Below are 15,196 nucleotides of genomic sequence, written 5' to 3' on the forward strand. Positions count from 1 at the left end.
CAGGGTAGGTGCGTCGCCAACCCCGATTCGTCAGAGACCGCTTCGCTGAGCGGACCCGCTAGAGCGCTGACGAATCGGGGTCGGCGGCCTCCTCGAACGACCCCGGGATCGTGAACCACGACACGACGCCGCCGAGGACGAGCAGGCCGGCGCAGATCATCGTCGCCGACCGGAAGGCGCCGTCGAAGACCGCGGGGTCGGCGTAGTCGTCGCCGCCCAGCCCCACCATGACCGGCAGTGCCGCCACCGCCAGCAGCGAACCGGCCCGGGCCACGGCGTTGTTGACTCCGCTGGCGATGCCGGCGTGCTGGTCAGGGGCGGCGGCCAGCACGGTGGCGGTCAGCGGCGCGACCATCAGCGCCAGGCCCAGCCCGAACAGCGTCAGGCCGGGAAGTACGTCGAGCCAGTAGTTGACGTCGCGACCGGCCCTCAGGAGCAACAGCGAGGACAGGCCCATCACGATCGGGCCGACGGTCATCGGGATCCGCGGCCCGATCCGCTGCCCGAGGGCGCCGCCTCGCGAGGCCAGGAAGACCATGCAAAGCACGATCGGCAGGGTCGCCGTGCCTGCCTCCAGCGCGGTGAAGCCGCCGACGGTCTGGAGCTGGAGGACCAGGAAGAACAAGACCGCGCCGAGTGCGGCGTACACCAGGAAGGTCATCGCGTTGGCCGCGCTGAAGGTGCGGTCGGCGAACATGACCAGCGGCATCATCGGCTGCCGCCCACGGCGCTCGACCACCAGGAAGCCGACGGCGGTGACCACGCCGAGTACGCCGGCAACGGGTGCGAGCGCCCCGCCCCACTCGATGAGGGCGTAGGTGACGCCGCCCAGCGCGACGGCCGCCAGCACAGCACCCGACACGTCGAACCTGTCGGGCGCAGCGGGGTCGCGGGTCTCCGGCACCGACCGCTGGGCGATCACCACCGTCATGGCGGCCAGCGGCAGGTTGATCAGGAAGATCCACCGCCAGGACGCGTAGTCGACGAGGGCACCACCGACGAACGGGCCCACCGCAGCAGCGATGGAGCCGAGGCCGGACCACGCGCCGATCGCGCGCGCTCTGCTGCCGGGCTCGAAGGCGCCCTGGATCATGGCCAGGCTGCCCGGTGTCAGCAGGGCCGCGCCGATGCCCTGGAGGATGCGGGCCCCGATCATGAACGTCGCGTTGGGCGCGACACCGCACAGCAGCGACGCGGCGGCGAAACCGATGGAGCCGATCACGAAGACCCGCCGCCTGCCGTAGCGGTCCCCCAACGACCCGCCGAGCAGGATCAGCGCCGACATCGTCAACAGGTAGCCGTTGTTGATCCACTGCAGCTCGGCCAGGCTCGCGTCGAGGTCCTCGCCGATGGTGCGCAGCGCCACGTTGACGACGGTGCCGTCGAGCAGCGTCATCCCCGATCCGAGCACCGCCGCGGCGACGATCGCCTTGCCGGTCGCGCTCCCGAAGGCGACCTGGCCGGATGTCTGGCTCATATGGCGTTCGCTCACCTGTCCGCAGGATGGGTTGCGGCCTAGGTTGACCGACATGGCCATCCTCCACGACGCCACCATCACCCCGGGCAAGCGCGACCTGATGAAGGGCTGGCTGCCGAGCCGGTCCTGGTTCGACGGCGACCTGGCCCGCAAGCCGCATGCCGCCTTCCGCTTCGACGACCCCGACGGCGAGGTCGGCATCGAGTGCTTCCTGCTGGGGCCGGAGGACGGGTCGTCCGCGCCGACGTACCTGATCCCGATGAGCTACCGAGGGGCGCCCCTCGAGGGCGCCGAGGAGCACCTGATCGGCACCACCGACCACTCCGTGCTCGGCCCGCGCTGGGTTTACGACGGATGCGCCGACCCCGTGGCCGTCTCGGCGATCCTCAGCGCCATCCTCACCGGCGGGCACCAAGCCGAGCTGACCATGGAGCAGGACGGCGAGATCGTGCGGTTCGACCCGACGTGCCGGGTGAGTGGCAGCGGTACGGCGAGCGCCGGCGTACGCGTGTCGTCAGTCGCTCTCCTCGACGCCGGTGACCCGACGATCACCCGCGCGGGGGACCTCGAGCTCGTGCTGTCCCGCGTCATCGGCACCCCCGTCGAGGGCGACCAGACCCTGACGGCCCAGTGGGGCGACCACGCCCCGGTCGTGGTGGCGGCTGCGCGCTCGTCGGCGTAGTCCCGTGCGGTTGACGGGTCAGAACGCCCATTTCACCCGTCAACTGCACGGGACTACCCCGCCTGGAGCGCTTGTGAGGTGAGCCAGGCGATGTCGTCGGCGGTGGCCTCGGGACTGGCCGAGGGCTGCATGACGTGGCTGAGGACGACGCGGACGATGAGGTCGATGGCGGCGTCGAGGCGGTGGTCCGGGAGGGAGACGTCGTACGCCGACACGCGGGCCCGCACGACGGCCTTGGCCGTCTCGAGCAGGGGTTCGGAGTGGGTGGTCAAGAAGGGCAGCAGCTCGGTGTCGGCGCCATGGGTGGCCGAGACGACCGCTTTGAGCAGCCGGTTGTCCCGGGCGATCTCGAGCACGCCCCGACAGGCTCCGCGGATCGCGGAGACCAGGTCGTCGGGATGGTCGTCGAAGGCCCGCTCGACCTCGGCCAGGAAGAGCGCCAGCTCACGCAGCACCATCTCCTCGGCGAGCTGGGGCTTGGAGCCGATCTCGTTGTAGACCGTCTGCCGACTCACGCCCACCCGGTCGGCCAGCTTGCTCATCGTGATCCCCGCCCAGCCCGACTCGGTCGTCAGCTCGGCGGCTGCCGCGACGATCCGGTCGTGGGTGCTCACGCGACCACCCTAGAAGGCCGGCGCCGAGGGGGTCGTGCCACCAACCGTGGCCTCGACCAGCTCGACCACCTTCACGCGGAAGCGCGCTCCACGGCCACGAAGTCCACCTTCTCTCGGACGCCGCAGTCGGGGCAGCACCACGAGTCCGGCACGTCCGCCCACGCCGTGCCGGCCGCGAACCCCTCGCGCTCGTCCCCGGTCACCACGTCGTAGGTGTAGCTGCAACCAGGGCAGCGGGCCGCGAGGACCTCGCTCTCGTCGGTCGAGTCCGTCGAGACCTCGTCGACAGGCGTGGTCGCGACGGGCTCGACCACCGAGTGACGCGCGAGGATGCGGTCGCGCTTGCGGGGGCTGAGGTTGGCGCGCGACAGGTCGCCGTCGAAGTGGCGCAGGACCCGCGGGTCCATCACCCGACGCCAGACCGCAGGCACGATGGCGAGCACGATCATGCCGGCGTACCCGGTCGGCAGGACGGGGCTCTCCTCGTAGTCGCGCAGGGACTGGTAGCGCCGGGTCGGGTTGGCGTGGTGGTCGCTGTGCCGCTGCAGGTGGTAGAGCAGCACGTTGGTGGCGATGTTGTTGGAGTTCCACGAGTGCGAGGGGTCCACGCGCTCGTAGCGCTGCCGCTCGCCGATGCCGACCTTCTGGCGCAGCATCCCGTAGTGCTCCATGTAGTTGACGACCTCGAGCAGCGAGAAGCCCACGACCGCCTGGATCAGCAGGTACGGCGTGATGCCGACGCCGAGCCACGCGATCAGCCCACCCCACAGCACCGCCGACATCAGCCAGGCGTTGAGCACGTTGTTGGACAGCCGGAACGGGTGCTGCTTGCGGCGGGCGATCCGCTTCTTCTCCAGGTTCCACGCCGACCCCAGGGACCCCCAGACCGTGCGCGGCCAGAACTGGTAGAAGCTCTCACCCACGCGCGCTGACGCCGGGTCCTCGGGCGTCGCGACCCGCACGTGGTGACCGCGGTTGTGCTCGATGTAGAAGTGGCCGTAGAAGCTCTGGGCCAAGGCGATCTTCGACAGCCAGCGCTCGTTGGCCTCCTTCTTGTGGCCGAGCTCGTGCGCGGTGTTGATGCCGATGCCCCCGATGCAGCCGATCGAGACCGCCAGGCCGACCTTGTCCACGACCGACAGGTCTCCGTGCGCGACCAGCCACATCGCGGCCACGAACCCGGCGTACTGGATGGGCAGGAACAGGTAGGTGATCCAGCGGTAGTAGCGGTCCTTCTCCAGCGCCTCGATGAGGTCGTCGGGCGGGTTGGAGCGGTCGAGACCGGCGAACAGGTCGATGGCCGGCACGATCACCAGGATCACGATCGGGCCGATCCAGAACCACACGCCCCAGCCGGTCAGCGACCACATGCCGGAGCCGATGAACGCCAGCGACGGCACCACCAGCCCGATCAGCCACAGGTAGCGCTTCTTGTCCTTCCACGTGGCCGTGGAACCCGCTGGGATCGTGCTGCTCGCACTCATCGTCACCTCCGTGGTTTACAAAACCATATGATTTGTCAACCCGTGAGGCAAGAGATCAGTAGCCGGGAGTGCCCCGTTCGCACCCGTCGATGAGCGCCGCGAGCTGGTCGGCGCCAGGGACACCGCGGCGCGCCAAGACGATCACCCGCTGGCGCAGCTCGCCGTACGACGTGGAGCGCAGCTGCTCGTAGGCACTCCCGTAGCCGCCCAGCTTGACCAGCTCGGCGAGGTCCGCGGCGGCCGTGGCGAGCTGGAACGACGCACTCGGCGGCAGGCCGGGTACGGCGGCACGCACCGCTGCCTCGGCGTGACCGGGAGCACCCGTGATCGCCGAGACCCACTTCACCCGCGCCGTGCCGATCTGCTCGCCGGACTCGACGCCGGGAGCCAGCCGCACCTCGTAGAGCGCCGTCGCCCGGTGGCCGGCGCCGAGCTCGCCGGCGTCGGCACCGAGGTCGTCGAACGACTGGTCGTCCATGGCACGGTTGTCGTAGCCGACCAGCCGGTAGGACTCGACCTTCTCGGGGTCGAAGGTGACCTGCGAGCGCGCGTCGTCGGCGATCGGGGTCAGCAGCGAGGTCAGCTCGTCGACGTAGAGGTGCTGGGCCTCCTCGTAGGTGTCGACGTAGCGGTAGAAGCCGTCGCCCTGGTCGGCCAGCTGCTCCATCAGATGGTCGTTGTAGTTGCCCATCCCGTAGCCCACGGTGACCAGGTGGATGCCGTTGCGGCCCTCCTCGGCGATCTGTGCGGTGATGCCCTCGGGCCCGGTCATGCCGACGTTCGCGACACCGTCGGAGCAGAGGATGACCACGTTGATGCCGCCGGGACGGTAGGCCGAGCGCGCCTGCTGGTAGCCGAGCCGGAGACCGTCGGCGAGGTTGGTGCTGCCGCCGGGGTAGAGGCGGTCGATCGACGCCAGGATCGCCTCGTGCTCCGCTACGCGGGTGGGCGGCAGCACCAGGTCCACGTTCTGGTCGAAGGCGACCACCGAGACCGTGTCGTCGGGCCGCAGGGAGCCGGCCAGCATGGCGATCGAGCTCTTCACCAGCCCGAGCCGGCTGCCGATGTCCATGCTTCCCGAGCGGTCGATGACCAGGGTGAGGTTCACGCTGGGCCGGCTCTCGGCCGGTAGCTGCCGTGCGGTCACGGCCACCCGTACCTCCTGCGTGCCGTCGCGCAGGGACGGGGCCATCGCGGTCTCGGTGCGTAGCGCCAGGTCCGACTCGGTCGGCGCCGGGTCGTCGTAGGGCAGCGCGTTGACCCACTCCTCGGAGCGCACCGATGCCGGCGGCGGACGCATGCCTTGGGCGACCAAGGTCTGCGCGATCCGGAACGAGCCGTTGTCGACGTCGAGGGCGAAGGTGGACTCGGGGTCCTGGGCCGCGTCGACGTACCCACTCATGCCGGCGTCGACGAAGGTGTCGTCCTCGAGCAGTCCGGGGTCACCAGGATCCGGGGGCTGGCAGCACTGGCCGCTCTCCCTCTGGTCGTAGTTGTCGTAGTAGCTCTCCGGTCCGCCGGCCTGCGCATCTCCCGTTGTGTCGTCACCACCTCCCCCGCAAGCCGTGAGGGTCGCCGCGGAGAGGGCGACCACGACGGACAGGACCCGGATGCGCTGCACGATGGGCGTCATGGCCCCACCGACGAGGCTTTACCGAGGCTCGTTCCTCGAATCAGGCCCCGGCGCCGGATCGTGACCAGCCCGTGCCCGCACCGTGACCGTCCGGACGTCGAGGGGGTCTCGAGTGGTCACCACTGGATGCCGGCGGCCCTCCAGGGCTCGCGCGCGGGATCGTCGAGGTCGAGCTCGTCGGACCGGTTCCACAACGTCAGGTAGACCGCGACTGCGGGTCCCGACAGGCGTACGTCGGCCCGCTCGGCGACCTCGTCGCGCGCGCCCAGCGTGACGACGGCGGGTGCCGGGCTCACCTCCACCAGCCACCCGGACGGTGCTTCGTCGGCCAGCACGCCGATCGTGATCGGCTCCTCGCTGCGCAGCCGGCTCTTGTTGCGGGTCATGAACCCGCGCAGCAGTTCGTCGATCCCGTCGACCGCCACCGCCGGGTCGATCCAGGTGTCGCCGGACCTGGGGTAGCGGCCGAGCTCGGCCGAGAGCGCGTCGACCGCGTGGATCGTGGTCTCGTGACACTGACGTCGGGCCCAGAACTCCCGCGGGGCCGGGGCGTCGTTGAGGAACACGATCGTGTGCACGTCGTCGGGCGCATCGGTGATGGCCGCCACCAGGTGCAGCGCGCCGTCGCGCAGCCAGTCGACGGGACTGGACGCTCGCCGACCTGCGCGCTCGGTCGCGTCGATCTCGATGCTCTGGCCGCGCAGGTTGGCCGTCGCCCACCGGTGCACCATCCCCTGGTGGCCGATCAGGCGGCGTACGGTCCACTCAGGGCAGGTCGGCACGGGTACGTCGAGCCCCGCCCGATCGGCATGGCGCGCGAACGCCGACACCGCGTCGCGCAGTGCGCCGAGATGCTGGTCGATCGTCAGGCTGGTGGGCACGCCGCGAACCCTCTCACGTGGACGGCCGCGATGCTCCCGGGTTTCAAGGTGCTACCGGATGGCAGGCCAACCGGCAGGGGTTTCGTCCGCCGCGCCGTGCCGTCCTGCAGTCGACGGAGCGAGGGAGGAACGACCGAGCGGAGGAGCGAAGGACGGCACGTGCGGAGCGCGGGTCCGCACGTCCTTCCACGACGACGACAACGACGGCACCTACGACCGCAAGCTCGTCCTGGTCGTCCCTCTCGTCTTCTGAGCTCTACCGTTGGCTCGCTCCGCTCGCATGTCCACCGACAACAGCACAAGGGCCCCGAGGCCCTGTCCTGAACGGTAGGTCAACCCACCGTCAGCCCGGAATGCGCGGAAGGTGAAGATCGATCCTCGTCAGTGCAACGGTTTGGAATCTGGCGCGTAGTCCGGCGTCGTGCAGACCTGCGCCCTCAACGGCAGCCGCCAGGTGTGCGCGAGGCTCGGCAGCCGCAAGGTGACCAGGGTGGCCGTGGCCTTGTCGCACGCGGCGGCAGGCACCGGACCCGGGTCGGTCCAGTGGATCGTGGTGCGCACCGTCCGCCCCTGGTCCAGGCTGATGGCCGCGCCACCGGAGCTGAGCGCGCCCTTGGAGCCGAGTACGCCGGACCAGTCGCGGAACGCGGCCCGCGTGACGACTCCGGTCGTGCAGGGGGCGTCGCCGACGTTGGTGATCTTGACGGTCAGGTAGCGGTTGCCGGCGGCGCCCTCGAGTCGGCCCTTGACGACGTAGAGGTCGGTCGGCCGGCATGACGGGGCCTGCAGTGCCTGACTCTGGGCGAGGTACGCGCCCCCCGACGGCGCAGCGGCCAGGGCGGAGCCGACGACCGTCAGGCTGGCGGTGAGGATCCCTGCGGCCGCGAGGCCGCGGGACAGGTTGAGCTTCATGATGGTCTTCCTCCCTCGATCCCGCGTCACTGGCGGGATCCATCCACTGTGACGCGGCCTCGGTTGCTTCGGTTGTCGCAGGTGCGAAAGATTGAGGGTGTGGATTCCCAGGAGACCGACCCGCCGTTCGGCATCGACTTCGGCGGCTCCGGCATCAAGGGGGCGCCCGTCGACCTCACCGTCGGCGACTTCGCGGCCGACCGGGTCAAGATCAAGACGCCGAAGCCCTCCACTCCCGAGGCGGTCGCCGAGGTCTTCGTCGAGCTCCTGGGCCGGTTCCCCGACTCGCGCGGTGCGGTCGGCGTCACAGTGCCGGCCGTCGTACGTCACGGCGTGGTGAGCTCCGCCGCCAACATCGACCAGGCCTGGATCGGCACCGACGCCGACGCGCTGTTCACCAAGGCCACGGGCCGCGACGTCCACGTGGTCAACGACGCGGACGCCGCGGGGCTCGCCGAGGTGCGCTACGGCGCGGCGAAGGGCCGCCATGGCCTGGTCATCGTGACCACCCTCGGCACGGGCATCGGCTCCGCGATCGTCTATGACGGTGTGCTGGTGCCCAACTCCGAGCTCGGCCACCTCGAGATCGACGGGTACGACGCCGAGAGCCGGGCGGCCAGCTCGGTCAAGGAGAACGAGGGGTTGAGCTACCCCGAGTGGGCCGAGCGGCTGACGGTCTACTACCGCACGGTCGAGCGGCTGTTCTCCCCCGACCTGATCGTGGTGGGCGGCGGGGTCAGCAAGGACTCCGACCAGTTCCTCCACCTGGTCGACATCGAGACCGAGATCGTCCCGGCGAAGCTGCAGAACCGGGCCGGGATCGTCGGTGCGGCCTTGTGGGCCGTTGAGGCACAGGACGAGCGTTAGCCCGCCAGCCCCTTCTCGATGTCGTCGACGAGCTCACGCCGTAGGACGTCTCGCAGAACTGCGCGATCTCGGCCTCGGTCCCGGGCTCCTGGTTGCCGAACTGGTCGCATGGGAAGCCCAGCACGGTGAGCCCCTGGTCGCCGAAGATCTCGTGGAGCTCCTGGAGTCCGGCGTACTGCGGGGTGCGACCGCACTGCGAGGCCACGTTGACCACGAGCAATACCTGGCCGTCGTAGGTCGAGAGGTCCACCTCGGAGCCGTCGATGGACGTGGCCTTGAAATCACCCAGAGAGGTCACTTGCGCGAGTCTGCCACTCCCTCCCGGATGGCTGTCGCGACGGCCTTGGGCACGGCCGGGTTGAAGACGCTCGGGATGATGAAGTTGGGGTTGATCTCCGTGTCGGTGACGACGTGGGCGATCGCATCGGCCGCGCGCAGCAGCATGTCGAGGGTGATCTCCTTGGCGCGGGCGTCGAGCAGGCCGCGGAAGACGCCAGGGAAGGCCAGCACGTTGTTGATCTGGTTGGGGTAGTCGGAGCGTCCGCTGGCGACGACGGCGGCGTACTTGTCGGCCTCGGCCGGGTCGACCTCGGGGTCAGGGTTGGCGAGTGCGAAGACCACGGCCTCGGGTGCCATGTCCTTGATCCACTCGGGGTCGAGCACGTTGGGCGCGCTCACGCCCACGAACACGTCCGCGCCCTTGAGGCCGTCGTGGAGGTCGCCGCGGACCTTGCGGGGGTTGGTACGCGCGGCCAGGCTCGCCTTGGCCAGCGGCAGGCTGGTGTCGTCGGAGGACAGGCAGCCCTCGCGGTCCCAGACCACGATGTCCTTGATGCCGGCCGCGAGCATCAAGGTGACGATGGCGGTGCCGGCGGCTCCGGCTCCCGCGACGACCACGCGCACGTCGGCGAGCAACTTGTCGACCACTCGCAACGCGTTGGTGAGCGCGGCCATCACCACGATCGCCGTACCGTGCTGGTCGTCGTGGAAGACCGGGATGTCCAGGCTGGCCCGCAGCCGCGCCTCGATCTCGAAGCAGCGGGGGGCGGCGATGTCCTCGAGGTTGATGCCGCCGAAGCCGGGCGCGATCATCTCGACCGCCCGCACGATCTCGTCGGTGTCCTGGCTGGCCAGGCAGATGGGCCAGGCGTCGATGTCGGCGAACCTCTTGAAAAGGGCGGCCTTGCCCTCCATGACGGGCAGGGCTGCGCCGGGGCCGATGTTGCCGAGACCGAGTACGGCACTGCCGTCGGTGACCACCGCGACCGTGTTGCCCTTGATGGTCAGGCGCGGGATGTCCTCGGGGTGCTCGGCCAGCGCCATGCTGACCCGTCCGACGCCCGGGGTGTAGGCCATGCTCAGGTCATCGCGGGTCCGGAGGGGGACCTTGGAGGTCACCGCGATCTTGCCGCCGAGGTGCAGCAAGAACGTACGGTCGCTGACCTTGTAGACCTCCACACCCTCGACCGCCCGCACGCACTCCACCACCTGCTCGGAGTGGGTCGCGTCGGCCGCGCTGCAGGTGACGTCCACGACCAGCCGGTCATGGCTGGAGTCGGCCACGTCGATCGCGGTGACGATCCCGCCCTCGCGCGCGATGGCCGTCGCTACGCGCCCCACCACGCCATGGTCCGGCGCGGTGTGCAACCGCATGGTGATCGAGTACGACGAGGGGGTGGCCGACATGTCCGCCAGCCTGTCCCCGTTCGTCGGTTACGGGCAAGTAGCGGTCGTTGTGGTCGCGGACATGACGGAATCCCCGGACATCCGGGGATCCCGCCACTTGTGACCCTCCAGGCCGCCGAGAGTGCCGTCCACGGCAGCCTCCAGGGTCACAAGTACGTGGTGTGGCCCGGAGACGTCTCGTGAAACGCGATCATGCGGTCTCTCTCGTCGAGGCGCTCATCGAGGGAGCGACCGGGCGGGGCGAGCTTCCAACGCCGCGGGACTCTGCCCGCGCGCGCCCTCGTCGCCTGCAACCGGTCGACGACGAGGTCCTCATCGTCGAGGTCCGCCCCGACGAAGACCGCGATCTCGAGTCCAGCACGCAAGAAGTCGTCGAGGCGACGTACATCGCGCCGGTGGCGGGCCCGGGCCCGATGTTCGGCGCCGTCGAACTCGGCCCCCATCTCCAGATCCGGGTCGACGAGGTCGGGCTTGCCCAGTCGGCGTCCGGCGTCGTCGAGAATCACTCGGTTGACCTCTGGCCTGGTCGCGCTGAACCGCCGCCGCCAGATCATCCGGAGCCGTACCTCCTGGGGTGACTCCGCGCGTTCGCTGGCCCACGAGAGCGCCTCGAGCACGAGCATCCGCCCGCGGGTCCCACGATGCGCGAGCGCGAAGGCCCGTAGTCGTGCGGGCGAGCTGATCTCGGCAGCAGCGGCCATGTCGATGGCCGTCACCCTCTCCACAAGGTCCTCCGACCACCTCACCGCGTCGAACAGCGCGCGTTCGGGTGCGGCGCACCTCACGCCGTACCGGATCACGACGTCCTCCTCGTCGATCTCCACCCGATGGACGGCCAGGCCGTCCTCGGAGCGCAGTCGGTCGCCGTTGGCGGCGACCTGCACGGGAAGACTGGTTCGTCCGTCGCTGGCGAGCCCGTCGAAGTACCCACCCCGTAGCAGCCGGAGCGCCGCCCACCCGGTCACCGCCCCCTCTCGAAGGCGGGAGCCCTGCTCGACGATGCGCTGCTCGACGAGCTCGTCACTCACGTGGGCTGGCACGTAGAAGCCGCTCGAGGTACGCCGCCACAACGGCCCCTCCGCCTGGCCCTTCGTCGGTCCCGTGGCACCGCTTCGGTCGACGCGCACCGGTGCCGACACCCGCACGACCGGTGCCTTCGTCGACCACGTACTCACGCCGGTGAACTCTGCCCGTTGGTCGGCGTCGACGTCGGCCCGCGCCGTACTGCCTGTGGACAACCACGACTTGCGACCCGTACGGCTGCCTCGTGGGCCGTTTCAGGCAGCCGGACGGGTCACGAGTCAGAGATTCCCCGGCCGGCCGGGTAAACCATCAACAGCGACCCAGAACGCCGGTCAGCCGATGACGGGGCCGCGAGCGCGGGCGGGGGAGCCATGGGGGACGGGGTTGGGGTGGCCGGAGAGGGTGACGACAACGTGGCGCTGGCCGAGCTCGAGGACCACCTGGGCGTCGTCGGCGGACACGACGGTGCCGACGGCCTCGTAGACGTCGGCACCGGCATCGCGCTCCAGGGTTCCGACGTCGGCGGCATCGGCGGGTTCGACCGGCCCGGCGGCGCGGATGCGGACCGTCGGGCGGCGACGGCCGGTTCGCGCCCACCAGAGCCCGACCGCCAGCACGAGCAGGATGCCGACGCCCATCACGACGTACTGCGTGTTGCTGCGGATCTCGCCCTCGACGCGGTGGACGGAAGGCCGGTCCTTCAGCACCCGCACGGTGATCTGCTTGGTCTCGGCGGCCTTGTCGTACGTCGGGTGGTCGACCTCGGCCGAGTAGAGATGCTGGTCGGGGTCGATCGCCCGGGGCAGGCGGAAGCCCACCAGGTAGGCGTCGCCCTTGCGCGGTGTCTCCACGACGGTCGCTGTCACGTCGGTGCCGGAGCGTTCGACGAGCGCGCGGGTGCCGAGCGAGGAGAGGAGCGGGAAGAACAGCAGGGCCACGATCACCACGACGAACAGCAGCCGCCTGCGCCGCGCCGTGGCGAACGGGCTCACCTCACTCCTCCCACTGGCAGGCCTCGGCGGCATACGCGAACGTCTCGGCCGTCACGGCCGGGGACATGGCCAGCCGGATCTGGGCCTTGCGTGCGGCTTCGCCGGTTCCATGAATGGTGATGTTGACGAAGAACGTGGTGCCGCCGGTCGCCGAGCCGAAGGCATGGGCGTCGCACCTCGCGGGCTGGGCCGGCAGCTGCATCGTCACCGGCGGCCCGCTGCCCTCGACGGTGCGGCCGACCGTCCAGAAGTCACCGTCGGCGGAGGTGAACAGGGGCGTGCCACCGACGGTGTCCACGGTGATCGAACCGCCCTTGCCGGTCGGTGTCGCGGTCAGCCGGAACATCGCGATCGCATCGGTGCCCGTGCCCTCGATCTTGATGCCGGGCGTCCACTCCAGCTTGGCGATCCGCGCGATGGCGATCTCGTCGCAGCGCTCGTGGGACCAGCGCTCGACGACCCCCGTCTCGTCATCGACGGGGATGGTCTCGGTCTGCTCACCGAAGGTGACCGACACGGTCGCCTCGGCCCGCTCGGCCGAGCAGTCCGGCTCGATCAGGTCGAGGGTGAACCCGCGGTAGGAGCCCGAGGGGATCTGCCGCAGCCGACCGCCGATGACCGGACGCGACAGCTGCACGTCGTGGTAGACGATCCGCTTGGGCGAGATGTCGTGCTCGAGACCGTTGGTGATCCAGACCTGGAAGCGGCCCAGCGCGACGTCGCGGCTGGACTGCTGGAGCTCGGCGGTGAGCGTTCCGCTCAGCTGTCGGGGCGAGGGAGGCGCCAGCGTCAGGGTCTTGGTCGGCGACGAGGGAGCCGTCGTCGGGCCGGACGCCGCACCGCTGGTGCCGGAGCTGTCGGACGCGCAGCCGCTCAGCGCGAGCAGGGCCACCACCAGCCCGACGAGAGGACGTCTCACGAGCCCAACTCTTGCAGCATCAGGGCAACGGCCTGGGCCGTACGCCGGAACTCCTCCGGGTCGAGGCTCTCGTCGGCCGCGTGGATGTGGCAGGCCGGCTCCTCCACGCCGATCAGCAGGATCTCCGCCTCGGGATGGGCGGTCTGGAGCTCGTTGCACAGCGGGATGGCCCCGCCCTGCCCGGCCTCGACCAGGTCCGCGCCGAAGCTGGTGCGCATGGCGTGCGCGAGAGCGTCGTACCCGCGGCCGCGCCCGGTCAGCGCCCAACCCTGCCCCAGCGTCCTCGGCTCGACGGTGACCTGGGCACCCCAGGGCGCGGCGCCTTCGAGGTGGGCGACGAGCAGTCGCTGGGCCCGCGCCGCGTCCTGGCTCGGCGGGACGCGGAGCCCCACCAGCGCCCGAGCCTCGTGTTGGACCGCCGCGGTCGCGTCGGCGATCGACGGCGCATCGATCGCGAGCACGGTCGCGGCCGGACGTGCCCACACGGAGTCGGCCACCGAGCCGGAACCCAGCAGGCGTACGCCGGGAAGCACTCGCGCGTCGCCGGCGAACCGGTCCTCGGGATAGTCGGCGCCCGCCCAGCGGCCACTGTTGTCGAGACCCGTCACGGTCGTGTCGCCGGCCTGGTCGCGGAGCGTCGCCAACATGGCGATCAGGGCGGCCAGAGCGTCGGGTGCCGCGCCGCCATAGGACCCGGAGTGCCCCGGCGAGGCCATGGTCCGCACGGTCACCAGGACCGAGCCCGTGCCGCGCAGGCTCGTGGTCACCGTCGGCACACCGCGCTCGATGTTGCCGGAGTCGGCGACCAGCATCACGTCGGCGGCGAAGAGGCCGGGGTCGGTGCCGACCAGACGACCGAGGCCACCCTTCGACATCTCCTCCGAGCCCTCGCACACGATGCGCACGCCGACCGGCCACGGTTTCGGTAGCGAGCGCAGCGCGGTCAGCAGCATCACCAGGTTGCCCTTGCAGTCGGCCGCGCCCCGCCCGTAGAGACGGCCGTCTCGCTCGGTGAGCTCCCACGGCGACGACGTCCACTCGGCCGGGTCGGCCGGCTGCACGTCGTAGTGGGAGTAGAGCAGCACGGTCGGTGCCCCCTCCGGGCCCGGCGAGTGGCCGAGCACCGTATCGGTGCCATCGTCGGTGGGCACCCGGCGTACGTCGTCGACCCCAGCCTGCGAGAACAGCCGCACCACCTCGTCGGCGGTCGCCGAGAGAGCCACCTCATGTGCACCATCAGCGACCGAGGGCAGCGCGACGAGGTGGGCAAGGTCCTCGAAGGTCACGTCAGCTGCTCCAGGTACTCCGGCAGCATCTGCCACCAGGTCGGCCAGTCGTGGTCGTAGTCGGGACCCCAGTCGTCGACCCGGTTGGGGATGCCCTTGGCGCCGAGGACCTCCGCGGCCCGCCAGGACTCCCCGACGTCCTCCCACTTGCCCGAACCCGTGGCCAGCATGACGAAACGCTGCCGCAGCAGGTCGAGGGCGGGCCCCTCGAGATCCGGCAGGAAGTGGAGCGGCGAGCAGAAGTAGAGATCGTCGTTGAAGCCGCCGATGAAACCCTCGATGTCGTAGGTGCCACTCATGCAGATGGCAGCACGGAACAGGTCGGGGAAGCGGCACACCATGGCCAAGGCGTTGAACGCACCGATCGAGGCGCCCGCGACGATGACGCCGCCTGCTGTTCCACCCGTGTCGGCCTGGATCGCCGGCACCACCTCGTGGGCGACGGCCTGCTGGAACTGGTTGAACAGCCAGCAGCGGTACGCCGCGTCCCCGTCGTCCTGCGTCATCGCGCGACCCGCCACGGAGTCGCACGAGTAGACCTTGATGCGACCGTCGTCGACGAGGCTGCCGAGGTGGCTGACGAGGTGGTGGCGCTCGACCTCCTCGGCGTCGCCGCCCGCTGTCGGGAACACCAGCACCGGGACGCCGAAGTGGCCCCAGCGCGCCAAGGTGATGTCCTGGTGCATCCGGTCGGATCGCCAGCGCTCGACTGCCTTGTCCATGGGGGTCTTTCTACCGCG

15 protein-coding genes and 1 pseudogene are annotated in these 15,196 nt (G+C 70.3%); 3 read left to right on the forward strand and 13 right to left on the reverse strand.

Translation table 11 applies throughout. The features are described 5' to 3' along the window. Nucleotides 1-58 precede the first annotated feature (58 nt). Nucleotides 59-1,492 carry an MFS transporter gene (locus ISU10_RS11995; RefSeq protein ID WP_370865248.1) on the reverse strand — a complete coding sequence of 478 codons (1,434 nt, stop codon included), beginning with the start codon at nucleotides 1,490-1,492 and terminating at the stop codon, nucleotides 59-61. 37 nt (nucleotides 1,493-1,529) lie between these two features. On the opposite strand from ISU10_RS11995, the gene ISU10_RS12000 reads away from it, so the two are divergent. Then, complete coding sequence (locus ISU10_RS12000; protein WP_194696632.1) at nucleotides 1,530-2,159, forward strand: maltokinase N-terminal cap-like domain-containing protein; 630 nt, start codon at nucleotides 1,530-1,532, stop codon at nucleotides 2,157-2,159. Between the two features lie 53 nt (nucleotides 2,160-2,212). Here ISU10_RS12000 and ISU10_RS12005 read toward each other — a convergent pair whose 3' ends face one another. The 4 genes from ISU10_RS12005 to ISU10_RS12020 all read right to left on the reverse strand — a co-directional run bounded on the left by ISU10_RS12005 (nucleotide 2,213) and on the right by ISU10_RS12020 (nucleotide 6,771). Continuing rightward, on the reverse strand, nucleotides 2,213-2,773 hold the full coding sequence (locus ISU10_RS12005; RefSeq protein WP_370865250.1) for a TetR/AcrR family transcriptional regulator: 561 nt from the start codon (nucleotides 2,771-2,773) through the stop codon (nucleotides 2,213-2,215). Between the two features lie 71 nt (nucleotides 2,774-2,844). Continuing rightward, nucleotides 2,845-4,257, reverse strand: coding sequence for a fatty acid desaturase (locus ISU10_RS23835; RefSeq protein WP_194696633.1), 1,413 nt, complete (start codon nucleotides 4,255-4,257; stop codon nucleotides 2,845-2,847). 55 nt (nucleotides 4,258-4,312) lie between these two features. Then, nucleotides 4,313-5,890, reverse strand: coding sequence for a vWA domain-containing protein (locus ISU10_RS12015; RefSeq protein WP_194696634.1), 1,578 nt, complete (start codon nucleotides 5,888-5,890; stop codon nucleotides 4,313-4,315). Between the two features lie 116 nt (nucleotides 5,891-6,006). Continuing rightward, nucleotides 6,007-6,771 (reverse strand): maleylpyruvate isomerase family mycothiol-dependent enzyme, encoded by a 765-nt coding sequence (locus tag ISU10_RS12020; RefSeq protein ID WP_370865251.1) that lies wholly within the window; start codon nucleotides 6,769-6,771, stop codon nucleotides 6,007-6,009. Between the two features lie 58 nt (nucleotides 6,772-6,829). Between ISU10_RS12020 and ISU10_RS12025 the strand changes: the two genes are divergently transcribed. Beyond that, the gene (locus ISU10_RS12025) at nucleotides 6,830-7,024 is read left to right on the forward strand and encodes a hypothetical protein (protein ID WP_194696635.1); all 195 of its coding nucleotides are present in this window, start codon (nucleotides 6,830-6,832) and stop codon (nucleotides 7,022-7,024) included. 128 nt (nucleotides 7,025-7,152) lie between these two features. Here the strand turns inward: ISU10_RS12025 and ISU10_RS12030 are convergent, their stop codons facing one another. Further along, nucleotides 7,153-7,683, reverse strand: a complete 531-nt coding sequence (locus tag ISU10_RS12030) for a DUF4232 domain-containing protein (protein ID WP_194696636.1) — start codon at nucleotides 7,681-7,683, stop codon at nucleotides 7,153-7,155. Between the two features lie 99 nt (nucleotides 7,684-7,782). Here ISU10_RS12030 and ppgK point away from each other — a divergent pair, with 99 nt between their 5' ends. Next, complete coding sequence (gene ppgK, locus ISU10_RS12035) at nucleotides 7,783-8,550, forward strand: polyphosphate--glucose phosphotransferase (protein WP_194696637.1); 768 nt, start codon at nucleotides 7,783-7,785, stop codon at nucleotides 8,548-8,550. Nucleotides 8,551-8,593: 43 nt separating this feature from the next. On the opposite strand, the pseudogene ISU10_RS24125 reads toward ppgK, so the two are convergent. From ISU10_RS24125 to ISU10_RS12070, 7 genes and pseudogenes are all read right to left on the reverse strand, one after another. Next, nucleotides 8,594-8,848: pseudogene (locus ISU10_RS24125) on the reverse strand (glutathione peroxidase); the annotation flags it as partial. Then, nucleotides 8,845-10,236 carry an NAD-dependent malic enzyme gene (locus ISU10_RS12045; protein ID WP_194696638.1) on the reverse strand — a complete coding sequence of 464 codons (1,392 nt, stop codon included), beginning with the start codon at nucleotides 10,234-10,236 and terminating at the stop codon, nucleotides 8,845-8,847. The gene ISU10_RS12045 and the pseudogene ISU10_RS24125, both read right to left, overlap by 4 nt. Before the next feature lie 146 nt (nucleotides 10,237-10,382). After that, nucleotides 10,383-11,411 (reverse strand): hypothetical protein, encoded by a 1,029-nt coding sequence (locus tag ISU10_RS12050; protein WP_194696639.1) that lies wholly within the window; start codon nucleotides 11,409-11,411, stop codon nucleotides 10,383-10,385. Nucleotides 11,412-11,591: 180 nt separating this feature from the next. Continuing rightward, entirely contained in the window at nucleotides 11,592-12,251 is a 660-nt protein-coding gene (locus ISU10_RS12055; protein ID WP_194696640.1) for a hypothetical protein, read from the reverse strand. A gap of 1 nt (nucleotide 12,252) precedes the next feature. Further along, the gene (locus ISU10_RS12060; RefSeq protein WP_194696641.1) at nucleotides 12,253-13,170 is read right to left on the reverse strand and encodes a putative periplasmic lipoprotein; all 918 of its coding nucleotides are present in this window, start codon (nucleotides 13,168-13,170) and stop codon (nucleotides 12,253-12,255) included. After that, a complete protein-coding gene (locus ISU10_RS12065; RefSeq protein WP_370865254.1) occupies nucleotides 13,167-14,456 on the reverse strand; it encodes a M20/M25/M40 family metallo-hydrolase in 1,290 nt (429 codons plus the stop codon). Before ISU10_RS12065 ends, ISU10_RS12060 begins: the two co-directional genes overlap by 4 nt. Continuing rightward, nucleotides 14,453-15,178 carry an esterase family protein gene (locus ISU10_RS12070; RefSeq protein WP_194696642.1) on the reverse strand — a complete coding sequence of 242 codons (726 nt, stop codon included), beginning with the start codon at nucleotides 15,176-15,178 and terminating at the stop codon, nucleotides 14,453-14,455. The genes ISU10_RS12065 and ISU10_RS12070 overlap by 4 nt, the downstream gene beginning before the upstream one ends. Between the last annotated feature and the right edge of the window lie 18 nt (nucleotides 15,179-15,196).

The organism is Nocardioides agariphilus, assembly GCF_015352445.1.
In the GTDB taxonomy this organism is placed as follows: Bacteria; Actinomycetota; Actinomycetes; order Propionibacteriales; family Nocardioidaceae; genus Nocardioides; species Nocardioides agariphilus.

Bases quoted from the DNA above. Each gene is read 5' to 3' on its own strand.
- ISU10_RS12000 (WP_194696632.1), top strand. From the start codon at position 1,530: ATGGCCATCCTCCACGACGCCACCATCACCCCGGGCAAGCGCGACCTG.
- ISU10_RS23835 (WP_194696633.1), bottom strand. From the start codon at position 4,257: ATGAGTGCGAGCAGCACGATCCCAGCGGGTTCCACGGCCACGTGGAAG.
- ISU10_RS12015 (WP_194696634.1), bottom strand. From the start codon at position 5,890: ATGACGCCCATCGTGCAGCGCATCCGGGTCCTGTCCGTCGTGGTCGCC.
- ISU10_RS12025 (WP_194696635.1), top strand. From the start codon at position 6,830: ATGGCAGGCCAACCGGCAGGGGTTTCGTCCGCCGCGCCGTGCCGTCCT.
- ISU10_RS12030 (WP_194696636.1), bottom strand. From the start codon at position 7,683: ATGAAGCTCAACCTGTCCCGCGGCCTCGCGGCCGCAGGGATCCTCACC.
- ISU10_RS12045 (WP_194696638.1), bottom strand. From the start codon at position 10,236: ATGTCGGCCACCCCCTCGTCGTACTCGATCACCATGCGGTTGCACACC.
- ISU10_RS12070 (WP_194696642.1), bottom strand. From the start codon at position 15,178: ATGGACAAGGCAGTCGAGCGCTGGCGATCCGACCGGATGCACCAGGAC.